The sequence below is a fragment of the Xenorhabdus sp. BG5 genome (assembly GCF_015163665.1).
Lineage (GTDB): Bacteria > Pseudomonadota > Gammaproteobacteria > Enterobacterales > Enterobacteriaceae > Xenorhabdus.
Window position 1 is genome coordinate 449,558 of record NZ_JADEUG010000001.1, and the last position, 17,803, is coordinate 467,360.

Consider the following 17,803-nt stretch of genomic DNA (forward strand, 5'->3'; position numbering starts at 1 on the left):
AATAATATCTAAAGTACTAAATATTTCAATACTTTTAGTATTTATCATTTTAATAGCGTTGGTATTAAAATGATCCAATGAAAAAGAAACTTACAGCAGAACAACTTGCAGATGCAGCACGTTTAAAAGCGCTATTCGAGTCTAAGAAGAAACAGCTCGGCATCTCTCAGGAAACGCTTGCAGAAGAAATCGGCAAGACACAAAGTGCAATTTCACACTATCTCAACGGGATAAACGCCCTTAACTTGGAGATGGCGATTTATTTTGCCCAAAAACTGGAAGTCAAAATTGCAGATTTCAGCCCATCGCTGGATAAACAAGCAAGAAAACTTGTCTCTGTTCTCGATGGCGATAATGCTGCATTTGCCAGTCATATGCACCTACATAAGCAATATCCATTACTCGACTGGGTAAATGCAGGTAGTTGGTGCGAAGATCCCTCACCAAAATACCAAACAAGCCGCACTGCAAGGGCATATGAAACCTGTGCTGAATGTTCACAACGTGCTTTTTGGCTGGAAGTAAAAGGTGATTCAATGGTATCGCCGAATGGACTCAGCATACCGCAAGGTATGATCATTTTAGTTGATCCAGAAGTTAAGCCGACTCCCAACAATTTAGTCGTAGCAAAACTTGATGGAGAGAAAGAACTGACTTTCAAGCAACTGATTACAGAAGGATATGATACGTTTTTAAAGCCACTAAATTCTCAGTACAATATGATTCCTCTTAGCAATCAAGTACATATTATTGGCGTGGTTGTGGAAGCGAAGATTGGAGAATTACCTTAAAAAATAATAAGTTACCTGAAAATAATGAACCAGACTTACTCGTTATCAAATGACGTTAGCAGTTATGAAAACAGCATTATCCGTAATGATCGGGGCACTATCTATTTTTTGTTATATATATTAATTTAACAAACCATTTCGAGTATTATTCAACCCCGATCGAGTGGTAAAACCAGCTGTAAAAATACGTACCAACATTTTGCTAGATTTCATTACTGATTCCGTGTGTCAGGTACAAATTGTCAGTATCAATGTCCCTATCAAATATGACATATCTTGGCAAAACTTCGCCTTTAATCCACATTCTTATGCTGCAATTCGCTTGAGTCACTTCAATATCATAATGATCAAGTTTATGACGTAACTCAGGGTAATGCTCATCAAGCGCTGATAAAACGCTCTCTTCCAAGTTCATACTCATAAATCTACCTCCCATTTTTTTAAAAGATAGCTTTAAGTAATTCACTGTTTTATTTAAACTATAAACAGATTAACACACATAAGAGGAAATTATGATTGAAAATCACTTAAATATACTCATTAAAGCAGCTTTTATTGAGAATATGGCTTTAAGTTTCTTCCTTGGAATGTGTACTTTTTTAGCTGTCTCTAAAGAGGTTAAAACCGCATTTAAACTGGGTGTAACAGTCACTGTACTGCTTACATTAGCCACTCCAATCAATAACTTAATTTATAATTACATACTCAAAGAAAATACTCTCATTGAAGGAATAGATTTATCATTTCTGAACTTTATAACCTTTATCGGTGTTTTAGCTGCTCTTGTCCAAATTTTGGAGATGTTTCTCGATAAATTTATTCCCTCCCTTTACCACTCGCTAGGAATTTTCCTGCCATTGCTCACTATTCACTGCGCGATTTTTGGCGCTACTATATTTATGGTTGAGCGAAACTATAACTTTGCTGAATCTATTACTTATGGCGCTGGTTGTGGCATTGGTTGGATGCTAGCGATTATTGCCCTAGCCGGACTACGAGAAAAAATGAAATACTCAAATATACCCAAAAGATTAAAGGGGTTAGGAATTACTTTTATCACTGTCGGCCTTATGTCACTTGGATTTATGTCATTCTCTGGGATATCAATTTAGTAAAATGAATAAATTAACTGATAAAAGTAAAAAAGCCGCGCAAACGCGAGGCTTATAATCCTGTCGAGGTATTCACAGGTCAATCCGCTGAACAACTTTGATCCGACTATTCTTGCCTTCCATTGTTAATAAAGCAGGACAAACAAAGTACTACGGTTGCCAGAGCCAGGCAATAAACGATAATCGGCCAGGTAGTGGCATTAGATAAAAGTGTAATGGTGAGTGTTCCGCCTATTCCCAACAATACCCCACCCAAACAGGAGTAAAATGCTGTTGCAGTTCCGGCCATATGATCAAAACCTTGTAGTGCGCCATTAGGTGCGACTGAAATCGCCATAGAGATCCCAACACCGACAAGCCACATTGGGACGATGAAGCCAATTACCGACTCAGGTATGAGCGTTTCTCCAACAGATAGCAACAACGCTCCTGCCATCAGGCAAAACATCCCCGCCCGCAACGTATTTAGGGTTCCCCATCGGGTAATCAAACCACCCACACTTCGCGCAGTCACCATCATTGCGATAGCCACAGTTGCAAATAGCAAGCTGAAAGTAATTTGTGATAATCCTTGTCGACTCATCATTACCCAAGGTGCAGTTGAAAAGAAAACGAAGAAACTCCCCAGCCCTGCACTGTAGCAGAGTGTGTACATCCAAAAATTCAGGCGCTTTACAGGAAGAAATAATTGCGACCACTGTAAGTCTGCCGTCCGTTGCCGTCTGGTTTCTGGACAGAGTTTCCAGACCACAATGACCGTAATTGACATAGCACATCCTAATAAACCAAAGATTGCGCGCCACCCCAACCAAATGTCAATCAATGTTCCGAGCAAAGGAGCCACTGCCGGAACCATAGCAAGCATAGAACCAAGCAAGCCATAGATCACATTGATTTCTTTACGGCCCGAATAGATATCGCGTACAGCCGCGAACATAGCTACGAGACATGCCGAAGCCCCACAGGCTTGAATAATGCGAAGACCTAAAAAAACTTCTGGCGATGAAGTAATGGCAAGGCCGAATGAAGCAACCGTATAAGCAATTCCACCGCTAAGCAAAACAGGACGGCGACCTAATCGATCTGACAGCGGGCCAAATAGAAGTTGGCCTACGCCTAACAGGATCATATATGCAGTCAGCGTTAGCTGGATCGCTCCGACTCCGGCACCAAGTGCATCAGCGATAAAAGGAATTACGGGCAGATACATATCCATAGCCAGTGATGCCAGTAAATTGAATGGGGACAACAGTAATATTGTGGTGGTAAGAGAATATTGCCAGAAAAAATCTTTTGAGTGCACGAATCCATCTCCTAAAGTTAAGAATTTGGCGGCGTGCTCATAGAATTAAGTGCTTCTTGAGAACGCCGCAACAACCGAAAAAACAGTGGTTGCTGCGGCTTATCTATCTGTTTTGTGCATTGTCATATATGGGTTATCCTGTGGCCTTAAATCACGAGGGTGTTTTATAAATAATTGTTTATTTTCAGATGGATAAGTGACTACTTCCCGCCCTATCGGGGCAAGGGTTTACGGCGGATTTCGCTAAATACGCCACTCCTTTTAACCACCCGCGTTACCTGCATGTACTAGCAGGAAAATCAAGTATACCAGAACGCGTTCAACACACTCCAAAGAAAATCATGTAAAAACAAAACATTTGAGGCGTGTTTTGAACGGCTTAATTCTTAATTTTGAAAAGGCATATAGTTCGATGTTGGGACAACTGAGGTATATACTCAATAAACTTCAAGCTGCAATCCGCAAGACGAGGCGAGGCCTTATATTTCCCTGCTGCGCGGGGAAATATAACACGCATCTTGAAGTTGGATTGGTATAAATGAATTCAACAGAAACCAGACAATAATTAAATAGGGAAATATTAAAGCCAAACAGAATATTACATCCCCCTCACCAGAAAAAGAAGTGAAATATACCTATAACCGCACCACCTTAGCAATAAATAAAGTGAATTGTTAATTAGTCAATATTTTATACTGCCAATAGTTAATTGTATATTTTTGACAAGGGTAAAATAAAAAAATATTATTGCGATTGGTATCAGAACCACTACCAAAAATATATCGCTTAAATAAAGCGAATATGAATAAAACTTAAACTTAACAATGCCGAGATGGTGGTGAATATAATACCCAGTAATGGGGAATCAGCCCAGCCTTTCAGTGGTAGGCTTCTGAACATTTTGGCGCCTTAATTAGGGATATTTAAAAATGAAAGCATTATCTATTATTGCTCTTGTATTTGCTGCTTTGTCTATCTTTATTCCTGTTGGTGGCGTATTTATCGCTATGTTCTGTAGTGTTCTTGTTCTAATGTCATTTTATAAAAGCCCAACATTATCTGGTGTAACATTTGGTATAAACATCATTTCCACGGCTTTTTTATCTCCAAGCCTCATGGTAACGGCTGCCTCAATACACAGCGATGGTGGCGATGGCGTAGGGCTTTATTGGTTCTATGTTGGCTTTCATATAGTTCTTTTTGTATTGGCAATTATTATCTCAATGATTTTGAAGAAAAAAGCAAGTAAAAAAGAAACCGTTACAGCGAGTTAATTGTAAAATACCCCCTAAAAATATGGGCAATAATTACACAATATCTGTATAAAAACCCCAAAAAACTTGACGTTAGATAATTAAATACACAATTAAAATAATTAGATAACTTAATGTATGTGGATATATAAATGAAAAACGTATTGAAATGGGTAGGGATAGTATTTGCTGTTCTTATCGTTATAGTCTTCATTACAGGAAATGATGAAAGTAAATCATCAAGTAGCAACGCTTCTGCGGCAACATCATCGAAAAAAGCAATTAAATTGACCGAAAATGAATTAAAAGTCGTCAAGGAGATGATTCACGATGAAGTGGAAAACAGCTTTGATGGAGGTAGTTCACAGCTAGATACAGAGTATTTAGCTGTATCAGCCAGAGAAATGCAAAAAGTCTACGCAGACAATGAAGCCAGAGGTGATAAGATCTACAAAGGTAAAAAAATTATCGTATCTGGTATTATTGATTCAATAGATTCTAGCTTTGGCGATATTCCTGTTGTGACATTAAAAACAGGTGATATGTTTAATAAAGTGCATGTCAATTTTTCTAAAAAATATAGAGATCTTGCCGCTGAGTTAAATAAAAATCAAAAAGTTAAATACGCCTGCGTTGGTAGTAGTGTCATTATAGGATCTCCATCGGTGAGGGAATGTACTCCGGTTTCGGTTGCCGTAGATGAATTGGCCGAGAAGCTTGTATCATCTGCAAATAATGCTTTAAAAAATCCAAGTAAAGCAAGCGAGTATGATAAACAAATAATTCTTTTTGCTAAGATTGCTTCTGTAGCAACAGAAGATTTTAAAACATGCAACGCCATTGATCAGAAATGTTTATCTTCTGCTATCTCTAAGTACGGCGAAGATAATTTGAAAAATAATGAAGAGATTAAGGCAGTAATGGAAAAATTAGGAGTAGAGCCCGCTACACTAGAAATATGAACCACAGCCCCGAAAGGGGCTTTTCCCCTGCTAAATTTTGCGCATATTTTGTGTTTCCCATAAGTAAAACAGCCCCTGAATAATCAGAAATCAGAGGCTTTTTATTTTATTGGGCTATTTGGTTTTATAATGCGCTTCTGCATCAGCAAAACGCTGTTGTGTTGCCTGACTTGGCGCTTTTCCTAGTAAGCTCACCACAATAATAGCAATCGTCGCGAAGATAAAGCCTGGAATAATTTCATACAGTGAAAACCAGCGGTACTCCATCCAAACCAGTACAGTAATTGCCCCCACAAGCATACCTGCCAAGGCACCATTGCGAGTCATACGTTTCCACAATACCGAAATCAAAACCACCGGGCCAAACGCCGCACCAAACCCAGCCCAGGCATTACTGACTAAAGCCAATACCTTATTGTTCGGGTTAGTTGCGAGCATGATGGCAATGATTGCCACCAGCAAAACCATGATACGACCAACCCATACCAATTCTTTCTGGCTGGCTTTGGTGCGTATAAATGCTTTATAGAAATCTTCTGTCAGTGCACTAGAACAAACCAGCAACTGACAGCTCAATGTACTCATAACCGCAGCCAATACCGCAGACAGTAATATTCCGGTGATCCACGGATTAAACAAGAGCACACCTAATTCTATAAAAATACGCTCACGGTTTTGCAATACTGACCCTGCCTGCTCCGGATATATTTCAAAATATGAGATACCAAAGAAACCAACAGCCACAGTACCTGCAAGGCACAATAACATCCACGTTATACTGATACGACGGGCCTTATGAATAGTCTGGTGGGAATCTGCCGCCATGAAGCGAGCCAGAATGTGTGGTTGACCAAAATAGCCCAATCCCCATCCCAACAAAGAAACAATGGCAATAATATTCATATTCTTAAACATATCTAAATAGGCTGGATTTTTTGCCTCAATAATATTGATAGCTGAGTCAACGCCTCCCACTTTGAACAAGACCAGCACAGGGACCAAAATCAAAGCAAAAATCATTAAAGTTGCCTGAACTGTATCCGTCCAGCTTACTGCAAGAAAACCGCCGAGGAAGGTATAAGCAATTGTCGCCAATGCACCCAGCCAAATCGCTTTTTCATAGCTGATACCAAACGTATTTTCAAACAACAGACCACCAGCCACAACACCCGATGCACAGTAAATAGTAAAGAAAATCAAGATAACCAGTGCAGAAATAATACGCAGAATTTTGCTTTTATCTTCAAAGCGATTAGTAAAATAATCAGGTAATGTCAGTGCGTTATTACTCATTTCAGTATGTACGCGTAATCTACCTGCAATCCATCGCCAATTCAGGTATGCCCCCAACAGCAGCCCTAATGCGATCCAACTTTCTGAAATACCAGAGAAAAAAATAGCCCCTGGCAACCCCATCAATAACCAGCCACTCATATCAGAAGCGCCAGCAGATAATGCGGTTACCACACTGCCTAATCTTCGTCCACCCAATATGTAATCATCAAAATTCTTAGTGGAACGATAAGCGGCAAAACCTATCAACAACATCCCTGCAATGTAGATAATGAAGGTAATAAGCATTGGTGAATTTACTGTCATGCAGGTTCTTCTCCATAGTGTTTTTTAAATTATGTCTCTGCAAATGGGTTATTTGCGTAAATGATGTCATCTATGCTTGAAGTACCTTTAAGTGATACCTCATCTTCTCTACCAGGCTGTAACTAGTTGTACCTGAAGATGCCATTAGTTTTCATATGTACTATTTATGCTTGTAATTATTCTAAAATTACATTCTATCCTAATTTAGCTAAAACATTTTTAACAACTAATTAACTGAATTTTTATAAAAAACGTTTGCTAAATCACATTTATCGCCCCAGAAGTTGTACCTTAAATTGAATAACTGGTTATACCTGAAATTTAACAATTATAATAAAACCAATAAATATCAATAAAATAAATAAAAATCAATAATAAGTTTCACTGAAAAAATAATGAAAACAAGATTAATTTCACAAATTTAGAATGACTGCTTTTAACAAAGTTGCACAAAGTTGCAACATGAAAGATATTGTTATGTAACTTGTTATAGTCTTACCTATTAAGGAGTGAAAATGGGTAGTACCACTATGGGTGTAAAGCTCGATGAAGCAACACGTAATCGAATCAAAGCCGCAGCACAACGAATTGAACGCACACCACACTGGCTAATTAAGCAAGCCATTTTTAATTATCTTGAACGTCTGGAAAATGAGGGAAAGCTCCCAGAAATATCAGCAGGTCAGGATAACAAAGAAGAAATGATTTCCGAAGTAGAATCACAGATTGAGGCGCCTTATCAACCATTTCTGGATTTTGCCGAACATATTTTGCCCCAATCGGTGAAACGTTCTGCAATTACTGCGACCTATCGCCTCCCCGAAACTCAAGCGGTCCCTATGCTGCTGCAACGTGCACAGCTACCAGAAGAACAAGCGAAAGTAGCTCACAAACTTGCTTATTCTATTGCTGAAAAGCTGCGTCAACAAAAACAGGGCATTGGCCGCTCAGGTTTGGTTCAGGGATTATTGCAAGAGTTTTCACTTTCTTCACAGGAAGGGGTGGCATTGATGTGCCTTGCCGAAGCGTTGTTACGTATCCCCGACAAAGCCACCCGCGATGCCTTGATCCGCGATAAAATCAGCAACGGCAACTGGCATTCTCATTTAGGTCAAAGCCCCTCCATGTTTGTCAACGCTGCAACGTGGGGCTTGTTGTTCACGGGCAAGCTGGTGTCCACCCATAATGAAGCCAAGTTATCCAAATCCTTAAATCGTATTATCAGCAAAAGCGGCGAGCCGTTGGTACGCAAGGGTGTAGATATGGCGATGCGCCTGATGGGAGAGCAATTTGTGACAGGAGAAACCATTGCCCAAGCCCTTGCCAACGCGCGCAAGCTGGAGGAAAAAGGCTTCCGTTATTCTTATGATATGCTCGGCGAGGCCGCATTAACCGAAGAAGATGCGCAAGCCTATATGGTTTCCTATCAGCAAGCAATCCACGCCATTGGCAAGGCATCAAATGGCCGTGGTATTTATGAAGGGCCAGGCATTTCCATCAAACTTTCAGCCCTACACCCGCGTTACAGCCGTGCCCAGTACGAACGTGTTATTGAGGAACTCTATCCTCGCCTGCTTTCCCTGACCTTACAGGCTCGCCAATATGATATCGGTATCAATATTGATGCAGAAGAAGCTGATCGTCTGGAAATCTCCCTCGATTTGCTGGAAAAATTGTGTTTCGAATCAAAACTGGAAGGCTGGAACGGTATTGGTTTTGTCATTCAGGCTTACCAAAAACGCTGTCCTTTCGTCATCGACAGCATTATTGATTTGGCACAACGCAGTCGTCACAGATTGATGATCCGGCTGGTGAAAGGGGCTTACTGGGATAGTGAAATTAAACGTGCCCAAATCGATGGTTTGGAAGACTATCCGGTCTATACCCGCAAGATCTATACCGACGTTTCTTACCTTGCCTGTGCCCGCAAACTGCTCACTGTCCCTAATTTGATCTACCCACAATTTGCTACTCATAACGCTCATACTTTATCCGCTATTTATCATCTGGCTGGACAAAACTATTATCCTGGACAATATGAGTTCCAATGTCTGCATGGCATGGGTGAGCCGCTTTATGAACAAGTCGTCGGCAAGATCTCAGAAGGTAAACTCAATCGCCCATGTCGTATTTACGCACCGGTAGGCACACACGAAACATTACTGGCCTATTTGGTGCGCCGTCTGCTGGAAAATGGGGCTAATACGTCGTTTGTTAATCGCATTGCCGATACGTCATTGCCAATTGATGAACTGGTCGCTGATCCGGTGAAAATAATACAGGAATTAGCCCAAGCCGAAGGGCAAATCGGCCTGCCGCATCCCAAAATCCCTCTGCCACGTGATTTATACGGCAAAAACCGGGTTAATTCATTGGGATTAGATCTCTCCAATGAACATCGTTTAGCTTCTCTTTCCAGCGCCCTGCTCAGTTCTTCAATAGAAATGTGGAACAGCGAACCGTTGTTAGGTGGTGATTACCAACCGACAGGAGAACTGCCTGCAATTAAGCCAGTGAATAATCCCGCCATAAATTCCGATATTGTGGGTTATGTTCGTGAAACCACTGAAAAAGAAGTCAGCCACGCGCTGGACGTGGCTACCGATGCCGGCGCAATTTGGTTTGCCACTCCCCCTTCAGAACGCGCCGCAATTTTAGTGCGTGCAGCAGAGTTGATGGAAAATGACCTGCAATCTTTGCTTGGCATTCTGGTTCGTGAAGCGGGTAAAACATTCAACAATGCGATTGCCGAAGTGCGCGAAGCCGTAGATTTTCTTCATTATTACGCGAGCCAGGTTCGCCAAGATTTCGCCAATGATACCCACCGCCCACTGGGACCTGTCGTGTGTATCAGCCCGTGGAACTTCCCGCTGGCAATTTTCACCGGCCAAATCGCCGCTGCATTGGCAGCAGGTAATAGTGTTCTGGCAAAACCCGCAGAACAGACGCCACTTATTGCCGCCGTTGCAGTAAAAATATTGCACCAAGCGGGTATTCCGCGCGAGGTGCTGCAATTACTGCCCGGACAAGGGGAAACGGTGGGAGCGCTACTGGTTGGCGATGAACGTGTACGCGGTGTGATGTTTACCGGCTCTACCGCAGTTGCCAGCTTGTTGCAGCGCAATATTGCTGGCCGCCTTGATGCACAAGGTCGCCCAACACCGTTGATTGCAGAAACCGGTGGCCTAAATGCCATGATCATAGATTCCTCCGCGCTAACCGAACAAGTTGTTACTGATGTCATCGCCTCTGCTTTTGACAGTGCAGGCCAGCGCTGTTCTGCCCTGCGTATCCTGTGTGTTCAGGAAGATGTCGCTGAAAGGACTCTCGCCATGCTAAAAGGCGCGATGGCTGAATGCCGGATGGGTAATACTGAGCATTTATACACAGATATTGGCCCTGTCATTGATGCAGAAGCCAAAGCGGGAATCGAACGTCATATCCAAACCATGCGTAGCAAAGGTCGGACAATTTATCAGGCAGCATACGAAAATGCTACCGATAGCCAGGAGTGGTCACAAGGCACTTTCGTCCAACCAACGCTTATCGAGTTGGAAAGTTTCGATGAATTGAAGAAAGAAATTTTCGGGCCAGTCCTGCATGTTGTCCGTTTTAAACGTAATGAGTTGGATAAGCTGCTGGATCAAATCAACGCTACGGGTTATGGCTTGACGTTGGGGATCCACACTCGTATTGATGAGACCATCGCCCAAGTCACAGGCAAAGCAAAAGTCGGCAACATATATGTCAACCGCAATATGGTCGGTGCCGTCGTCGGCGTGCAGCCATTTGGTGGCGAAGGTTTGTCAGGCACAGGGCCAAAAGCCGGTGGGCCACTGTATCTGTATCGCTTACTGTCACAACGCCCTCTCAATGCCGCCAGCCAAACCCTGGAGCGACAGGATACAGAGTATGAGATTGATGCCAAAGCCCGTGTTGATCTGCATTCGCCTCTCTACAAACTGGCAGATTGGGCAACCGAACAGAATAATGAAACATTAGGCCAGGTGATTCAGGAATACAGTTTACTGGCACAAGGCGGGACAATACGTTTATTACCGGGACCAACCGGAGAGCGTAATACTTATACCCTATTGCCGCGTGGTCATGTTCTTTGCCTTGCAGACAACGAACAGGATGCATTGGTGCAATTAGCCGCGGTACTTTCTGTTGGTTGTCAAGCTCTTTGGGAGAAAGACGAACTACATCAAGGGCTACAACGCCAGTTACCGAATGAAATTCACCAGCATATCCATTGGGTTAACGATTGGCAGCATGAAGAAACAGCGATGGAAGCGGTTATTTATCATGGCGATTGCGATCAATTGCGCCGAGTATGTGAGGTGATTGCCCAACGTAAAGGGCCGATTATCTCCGTACAGGGTTTTGCCCGTGGTGAAACTAATTTGCTGCTAGAACGCTTACTGCATGAACGTTCATTAAGTGTTAATACAGCAGCAGCAGGCGGTAATGCGAGCTTGATGACCATTGGTTAATATTATTCGGTTAAAAATACATAGAGGGGAATGCGTGGTAATCGCACTCCCCTCTGAAATCGTTTCAATTTGACAACATTATCTATCGGTATAAATTAATCAATGACCGTTCTGTTGCCAACTCAGATATTGTTCATATTTACGCAGTGCAATATTGTAATTGCTGAAAGCAGATTGGGATAATTTTTCGCTGAGTTTTTCCTGAATTTTTTCTGTGGTAAATTCACTGGTCGGATAATTACTTGATGTCAGCAATTCATCCAAACGCCTTAAACGAACCACATACTCACGCACAGTACTATGGCTCATCTCTGTTTGCTCGAACAGATACTGTTTAAATGACATAATGTCGAAATAATCAGTCTGGCTATTGCAATAAATCTCACTACAAAAGCGGCACAACGCCACGAATTTACCCTGCAACTCATTCCAGGTTTTGTCATCCACCAACTCAGTCATCTCAGAAATCGCTTCTTTATTGATGACCTGACCGTTAAAAACCAGCGAAATACGGTCAAGGGTTTTATGACAGTGCAGACAATGAGTCTGGCTGTGTTTATAATCTTTGATATAACGGCTAAGAGGCCGTTTCTTTTGTGTTGTAATAGACATAAGAGATAAAGCCCTGTGTATAGTCTTAACAAAAAAAACAAACAAGCAAAAAGTTACTTCTCTGGATTCAAGCGCGCCCTCAACCTTTTTATTGCCTGGCTGTGAAGCTGACTTACGCGGGATTCTCCCACATTAAGCACCGCGCCGATCTCTTTAAGATTCAGTTCTTCCTGATAGTACAACGTAAGAACCATCTTTTCCCGTTCAGGTAACGATTCTATGACCTCGATGACCCGCTGACGAAGATCACCTTCCAGTAATTGTTGCAGAGGGTTTGCCTCATGCTCCTCCTCAATCACTGGCTCACAGCTTTCACCGTGAATTTCGTGCCATTCGTCATAAGAAAACAGTTGACTGTTATTCGTGTCTAACAGTATTTGCCGATATTCTATCAGATTAATCTTTAATTCTTTAGCAACTTCCTGCTCACTGGCTGGACGGCCTAACTCTTGCTCAAGTTTACGGATGGTCTGCGTGACTTCACGTGCGTTACGCCGCACACTACGCGGAGCCCAATCACGGCTCCTCAACTCATCCAACATTGCACCTCTGATGCGCTGTACCGCATAGGTGGTAAAGGCGGTTCCCTGCATGGAATCAAACCGCTCCACTGCATTCAGTAAGCCTATGCCACCGGCCTGAAGTAAGTCATCGAGTTCTACGTTGGCAGGTAACCTGACCTGTAGCCTCAATGCTTCATGGCGAACTAGTGGTACATAGCGCTTCCAGAGGCTATTTTTGTCCATCACGCCTTCGGCGGTATACAAATCGCTCACAACAACAGACACCTTTGGATAAGAGACTGGATACCATTATCCAATCCCCTAATCGGTACAATCGTTGGAACAATGAAGTAAAAGCACTTCTTTTTCACCTATGCGAAATTTTTGTTGTCCGCCCAAATGCATAATCAGTTTCAGGCTGTCCTTGACGATCTTGCTAAAAACACTCACTCAACACTAAAAAATAAGGATCGGCGAACCGATCCTTATTTTATAAGCGTTATTTATGCAGGTTGCCCTGCATAATTGCCTAACGGGTAAATAAAAATTAACGCAGCAGTTGCATAACGGTTTGTGGGACTTGGTTTGCTTGTGCCAGAACAGAAGTACCCGCCTGTTGCAGGATCTGGCCACGGCTCATATTAGAAACTTCAACCGCGTAGTCAGCGTCTTCGATACGGCTGCGAGCAGCGCTCAGGTTGTTAACAGTGTTGTTCAGGTTGTTAACGGTAGATTCCAGACGGTTTTGTACTGCACCCAGTGAACTGCGCAGACTATCAACTTGAGCCAGAGCACTGTCCAGAGCTTCCAAAGGACGATCATTAACAGTTGCTTCTTTTTCATCAGTAGCTTTTACTGCTACGACTTTACCGTCCGTACCAACGGTTGATTCAGCAGTATATTGCTTACCATCATCTTTAGTATAAGTAAGCATTACTTTATTACCGTCAGGCTGACCAGCTGTTGTCAATTTCTGGAAGACTTTGACATCTTTAGCACCGGCGACAGCACTAGTATCAGGTTTCTTGTTTGTTGTTACTGCGGTTGGACCTGTCCCTGTTGTAACTGGAACAGTAGTTAATTCATCACCAACAAGAGGATTTTTAAATTTAGTCGCATCAAATTCATTCAGTTTCAAAACAGTACTGTCAATTTTTTTCAGATCAATGGTGATAGTTTCATTATCGTTTGCACCAACCTGAATAGTCATTTTGCTATTTTTGCTCAGTACCTTCACGCCATTGAACTGAGTTTGTTCAGAGATGCGGTCAATTTCACCCAAACGTTGTTTAACTTCTTCTTGAATAGATTTAGTATCGCTTTCAGAGTTGCTGCCGTTTTTTGCCTGAACGGCCAATTCACGGATACGTTGCAAGTTGTTATTGATTTCGTTCAGAGCACCTTCGGTAGTCTGGGCAATGGAGATACCGTCGTTAGCGTTACGGGCAGCTTGATTCAGACCTTTAACGTTAGCTGTAAAACGGTTAGCGATCGCTTGACCAGCAGCGTCATCCTTCGCGCTGTTAATACGTAAACCAGAAGACAGACGTTCAATAGCAGTACCCAGCGTACCTTTAGATCTGGTCAGGTTATTTTGCGCCAGCAGAGATGAGTAGTTAGTATTAATGACTGATGCCATAGTAGAGTTCCTTTTAAAATCAAGTCGATATAATGAGTTTGAGCCTTTTGCTCACGGTGTGCATCACCGCCAACAGTTTTATCGGCCCCTTCAAAAGAACCTTTAATATTTCTTGAAAAAACTTTTTTATTTTTTTCTCGCTTTTCCCCGATAACCCAAACAGCGCCTGTTCTCACCAATTATTCTGTCCATCAAAAAAATCATTTTGTCAGTAAACTTTTCGCAAATTAATCCGATAACATCTCCAGTGATGCTTTTTATTAAAAGGAGTCAATATGGCTAGCATTTCCTCCTCGGCAGGAGCCTTATCTGGGTTAGATCCAAATTTACTGGATAAGCTCGAAGCAGGTGAAAGAAAACGTTTACAACCAATAACCCAGCAACAAAGTAGCTATAAAGCGAAACTGACCGGTTTCGGTACATTAAAAGGGAGTTTGGAAAAATTAAAGAGTGCATCCGAAGAACTTAAAAAATTCGATAAGCTCAATACTACTAAAGCCAGTGAAGAACATAAGACATTTACCCCAAGTACAGACTCTAAAGCCAGCCCGGGTAACTATGAAATTGAAGTCCAACAACTTGCCAGGGCTCAGTCTTTGCAATCTAAAGTTTTTCCTGACGTAAAAACTCCGTTAGGAGAACAAAGTAAAGGCACCCGTACCCTTATTATTACCCAACCAGGCGAAGAAAAAACGGATGGGAAAAAAGCAGAACCCATGCGCATTTCCCTGAAGGATAATGAAACGTCCCTGATTGAAATCCGCGATGCCATTAATAAACAAGAAGGCAACGTTAATGCCAGTATCATCAAAGCAGAAGATGATAAAAATTATTTAATCCTGACTTCGAAAAAAGCCGGCACAAAATCAGTGATGACGATTGAGGTTCAAGGTGATGATAAGTTAGGTGAGTGGCTGAACTATAAGTCTGACGACAGAGGCAGTGGCACTGGTGCAATGAAACAAGTGGTGGAGCCTGCCAATGCAAAATTAACCATCAATGGCATTAAGATTGAACGCCAGACTAATGAAATAAAAGATGCACCAGAAGGCGTCATCCTGAATCTGAAAAAGGTTTCAGAAACAAAAGAAGTCGAAATCAACGGCAAAACTGAAAAAAGAACAGTACCAGAAACATTGGTGGTTTCTCGTGATATTGAGCCAATGAAAGAGGCGATTAAAAAGTGGGTTGATGCCTATAATGAGCTACAAAACACCTTTAGTTCTTTGACCAAATTTAAGCAAGTTGGAAAAGGTGAGGCGGCGTCAAAAGATAATGGTCCTTTGCTGGGTGACAGTACGTTAAAAGGTATTCAAAGCCAGCTAAGACACCAGCTCGTTGCGGCACAAAATGTTGCTGATATTGCTACCCTAAATAAACTGGGCATCAAACAAAAATTGGATGGTACACTGGAAATCAGCAATGAAAAACTGGAAAAGAAACTCAAGGAGAAACCCGCCGATGTTAAGGCTTTCTTTATGGGTGATGGAGAAAAAACCGGTTTTGCAACCACAACCTATAATTTCTTGAAAAAAACCCTGGATAGTCATGAAGGGACTATCGCAACAGTCACCGAAGGTATCAATAAGAGTCTAAAGACACTGGAAAAACAAGCAGAGCAGACGAATAGAAATATTGAAGCCACAATGCAACGTTATAAAAAACAATTTACCGCGCTGGATAAACTGACTACGTCAATGAATCAGGCAGGTTTATCCCTGGCCCAACTTTTAAGATAATAAAAGGACACTAATGTATCAACGTTCGGCAAGCCAGTTATACGCTCAGGTAGATCTTGAGAGCGAAATTATGAATGCCTCTCCCTATCAGTTGATTCAGATATTGTTCAACGGGGCGCTCAGCGCCCTGCGTCGTGCAATCATTCTGATGCAACAAGGGAATATTCCAGAAAAAGGGATAGCTATTTCAAAGGCGATTAATATCATTGATAATGGTCTCAAAGAGGGATTAGATTTCGAGAAAGGCGGCGAGATTGCCCAGAATCTTTTTGCTTTATATGATTATATGGGTCGCCGTTTACTCCATGCCAATTTACGCAATGATGAGAAGGCTATTACCGAAGTGATTGATTTACTTACCGAGATTTCAGATGCTTGGCGGCAAATAGGTCCTCATTACAACGCCAGTCAGGATATTGTTTAATGAAAAATGATACGGATCTTTTGTCAGCTTATCAGCAGATCCTTAGTTTAAGTGAGCAAATGATTGATTTAGCCAGAAATGAAAAGTGGGACGAACTGATTGATATGGAGATCACTTACCTGAAGGCAGTCGAAGTGGTGACTTCATTATCAGAAAATTCAGACGCACCTATTTCATTACAGCAACAATTGACCAAAATTTTGCAAACTGTCTTGGATAATGAAAAAGAAACTAAGAGATTGTTGCAAAGAAGGTTAAATGAACTCAGCGACCTGATTAAACAGGAAAGTTGTAAGCAACTCTTACATGATACATACGGACAGTTCCCGACTAATAACTATGAAATGGAGTTAATTACGACGGAATCAAAATAGATATCACAAAGGCACCAGTGATTCCATTTAACAATAACTCTGATTAATGGTGTCATTTATTTTTTATTTCAGGCGGTGTCAATTCGTCACTATCGTTTTTTTGGTTAATCTAATTCGGCACTTTATTGTATTGATATTTTGCAAACAATCAAGGTATCTTATCTGTATTTTTTAACAAAAATTTAACCATCAAATGATAGTGGCGATTCTGATTCTATGAGGCAATTAACAGGCGATATTATCAACACGTATTATTTTTAATTAAAAGGCAAATAATACAAACAAACTATATAAATAATATCGTTATCATTACGATATTATCCATTCGAGAAATAGGATTTTCTCAGTATCAACTTTAAATTGGCAGGCATCCTCTGGAAAAAGATAAGTTACCGATAACGTTTGCAGATTGGAATGAGATAATAAATAATCACCCTCCTCTGACTTATATCTATGGGGCATAAATAAACGAAAATAGCGAAACTACTGAGGATAATGCCCCAAACAAGAATGATCGTTAATGACTTTATACTTACAAAAATCGCCTATTAAACCTGCATATTCATAATCTCGTGATAGGCACCCACCAGTTTATTCCTCACCTGAATACCCATTTGCAGAGAAATACTCGATTTTTGCATATTCACCATGACGTCATTTAGCTCCACACCGGGTACGCCCAGAGTGAAATCCTGTGCCTGCTTCGTCGCCCGTAAGCGGTTTTGGTTTATTTTCTCCACTGCCGTCGTCAGCTGGCTGGCAAAACTGCCTTGTACTGGCATGGGCTTGGCAATGTTTGCTGCTTGTAACGCCTGAACCTGCATCTGTTGCAGTACACCTTCAATTGCCGGAATTGACATAAAAACCTCGCGTTAAATCACCCTATTGATTAGGTGATGTCACCGTAACATAGCCTTTCTAAACTAAAGCGGGTAATTGAAGTCAAAATTCGAAGCTTATTGTGCCATTAAAAGAGGTGTGAACAGCGAATAATGA

General features: G+C 41.6%; 15 protein-coding genes and 1 pseudogene. 8 read left to right on the plus strand and 8 right to left on the minus strand.

Going from position 1 to position 17,803, the window contains the following annotated elements; translation table 11 throughout:
* Positions 1–77: 77 nt before the first annotated feature.
* A complete protein-coding gene (locus tag IQ209_RS01795) occupies positions 78–791 on the plus strand; it encodes a LexA family transcriptional regulator (protein WP_193848420.1) in 714 nt (237 codons plus the stop codon).
* A 202-nt stretch (positions 792–993) separates the two neighbouring features.
* Here IQ209_RS01795 and IQ209_RS01800 read toward each other — a convergent pair whose 3' ends face one another.
* Positions 994–1,212 carry a hypothetical protein gene (locus tag IQ209_RS01800; RefSeq protein WP_193848422.1) on the minus strand — a complete coding sequence of 73 codons (219 nt, stop codon included), beginning with the start codon at positions 1,210–1,212 and terminating at the stop codon, positions 994–996.
* 91 nt (positions 1,213–1,303) lie between these two features.
* Between IQ209_RS01800 and nqrE the strand changes: the two genes are divergently transcribed.
* Positions 1,304–1,903, plus strand: coding sequence for an NADH:ubiquinone reductase (Na(+)-transporting) subunit E (gene nqrE, locus IQ209_RS01805; protein ID WP_193848424.1), 600 nt, complete (start codon positions 1,304–1,306; stop codon positions 1,901–1,903).
* Positions 1,904–2,024: 121 nt separating this feature from the next.
* Here the strand turns inward: nqrE and cml are convergent.
* A pseudogene (cml, locus tag IQ209_RS01810) lies at positions 2,025–3,206 on the minus strand (CmlA/FloR family chloramphenicol efflux MFS transporter); the annotation flags it as partial.
* A 929-nt stretch (positions 3,207–4,135) separates the two neighbouring features.
* Between cml and IQ209_RS01815 the strand changes: the two are divergent.
* Positions 4,136–4,480: a hypothetical protein gene (locus tag IQ209_RS01815; RefSeq protein ID WP_193848428.1), complete on the plus strand. Its 345-nt coding sequence runs from the start codon at positions 4,136–4,138 to the stop codon at positions 4,478–4,480.
* Positions 4,481–4,611: 131 nt separating this feature from the next.
* Positions 4,612–5,421, plus strand: a complete 810-nt coding sequence (locus tag IQ209_RS01820) for a hypothetical protein (protein WP_193848430.1) — start codon at positions 4,612–4,614, stop codon at positions 5,419–5,421.
* A gap of 114 nt (positions 5,422–5,535) precedes the next feature.
* Here the strand turns inward: IQ209_RS01820 and putP are convergent, their stop codons facing one another.
* Positions 5,536–7,020 (minus strand): sodium/proline symporter PutP, encoded by a 1,485-nt coding sequence (gene putP, locus IQ209_RS01825; RefSeq protein ID WP_193848432.1) that lies wholly within the window; start codon positions 7,018–7,020, stop codon positions 5,536–5,538.
* Positions 7,021–7,535: 515 nt separating this feature from the next.
* On the opposite strand from putP, the gene putA reads away from it, so the two are divergent.
* On the plus strand, positions 7,536–11,516 hold the full coding sequence (gene putA, locus IQ209_RS01830; protein ID WP_193848434.1) for a trifunctional transcriptional regulator/proline dehydrogenase/L-glutamate gamma-semialdehyde dehydrogenase: 3,981 nt from the start codon (positions 7,536–7,538) through the stop codon (positions 11,514–11,516).
* A gap of 99 nt (positions 11,517–11,615) precedes the next feature.
* Here the strand turns inward: putA and fliZ are convergent, their stop codons facing one another.
* From fliZ to IQ209_RS01850, 4 genes are all read right to left on the minus strand, one after another.
* On the minus strand, positions 11,616–12,128 hold the full coding sequence (gene fliZ / locus IQ209_RS01835) for a flagella biosynthesis regulatory protein FliZ (RefSeq protein ID WP_189760624.1): 513 nt from the start codon (positions 12,126–12,128) through the stop codon (positions 11,616–11,618).
* A 53-nt stretch (positions 12,129–12,181) separates the two neighbouring features.
* On the minus strand, positions 12,182–12,904 hold the full coding sequence (locus tag IQ209_RS01840; protein ID WP_099116287.1) for an RNA polymerase sigma factor FliA: 723 nt from the start codon (positions 12,902–12,904) through the stop codon (positions 12,182–12,184).
* 274 nt (positions 12,905–13,178) lie between these two features.
* Positions 13,179–14,270: a FliC/FljB family flagellin gene (locus IQ209_RS01845; RefSeq protein WP_193848436.1), complete on the minus strand. Its 1,092-nt coding sequence runs from the start codon at positions 14,268–14,270 to the stop codon at positions 13,179–13,181.
* On the minus strand, positions 14,216–14,446 hold the full coding sequence (locus IQ209_RS01850) for a hypothetical protein (protein WP_193848438.1): 231 nt from the start codon (positions 14,444–14,446) through the stop codon (positions 14,216–14,218). The genes IQ209_RS01845 and IQ209_RS01850 overlap by 55 nt, the downstream gene beginning before the upstream one ends.
* Positions 14,447–14,545: 99 nt before the next feature.
* On the opposite strand from IQ209_RS01850, the gene fliD reads away from it, so the two are divergent.
* From fliD to fliT, 3 genes are read left to right on the plus strand one after another with little or no spacing between them, the layout of a single operon-like run.
* A complete protein-coding gene (gene fliD, locus IQ209_RS01855) occupies positions 14,546–16,009 on the plus strand; it encodes a flagellar filament capping protein FliD (RefSeq protein ID WP_193848440.1) in 1,464 nt (487 codons plus the stop codon).
* A 13-nt stretch (positions 16,010–16,022) separates the two neighbouring features.
* Positions 16,023–16,433: a flagellar export chaperone FliS gene (fliS, locus tag IQ209_RS01860; RefSeq protein WP_099131292.1), complete on the plus strand. Its 411-nt coding sequence runs from the start codon at positions 16,023–16,025 to the stop codon at positions 16,431–16,433.
* Positions 16,433–16,807: a flagella biosynthesis regulatory protein FliT gene (gene fliT / locus IQ209_RS01865; RefSeq protein WP_189760620.1), complete on the plus strand. Its 375-nt coding sequence runs from the start codon at positions 16,433–16,435 to the stop codon at positions 16,805–16,807. The genes fliS and fliT overlap by 1 nt, the downstream gene beginning before the upstream one ends.
* Positions 16,808–17,355: 548 nt before the next feature.
* Here fliT and fliE read toward each other — a convergent pair.
* Entirely contained in the window at positions 17,356–17,667 is a 312-nt protein-coding gene (gene fliE, locus IQ209_RS01870; protein ID WP_193848442.1) for a flagellar hook-basal body complex protein FliE, read from the minus strand.
* Positions 17,668–17,803: the final 136 nt, after the last annotated feature.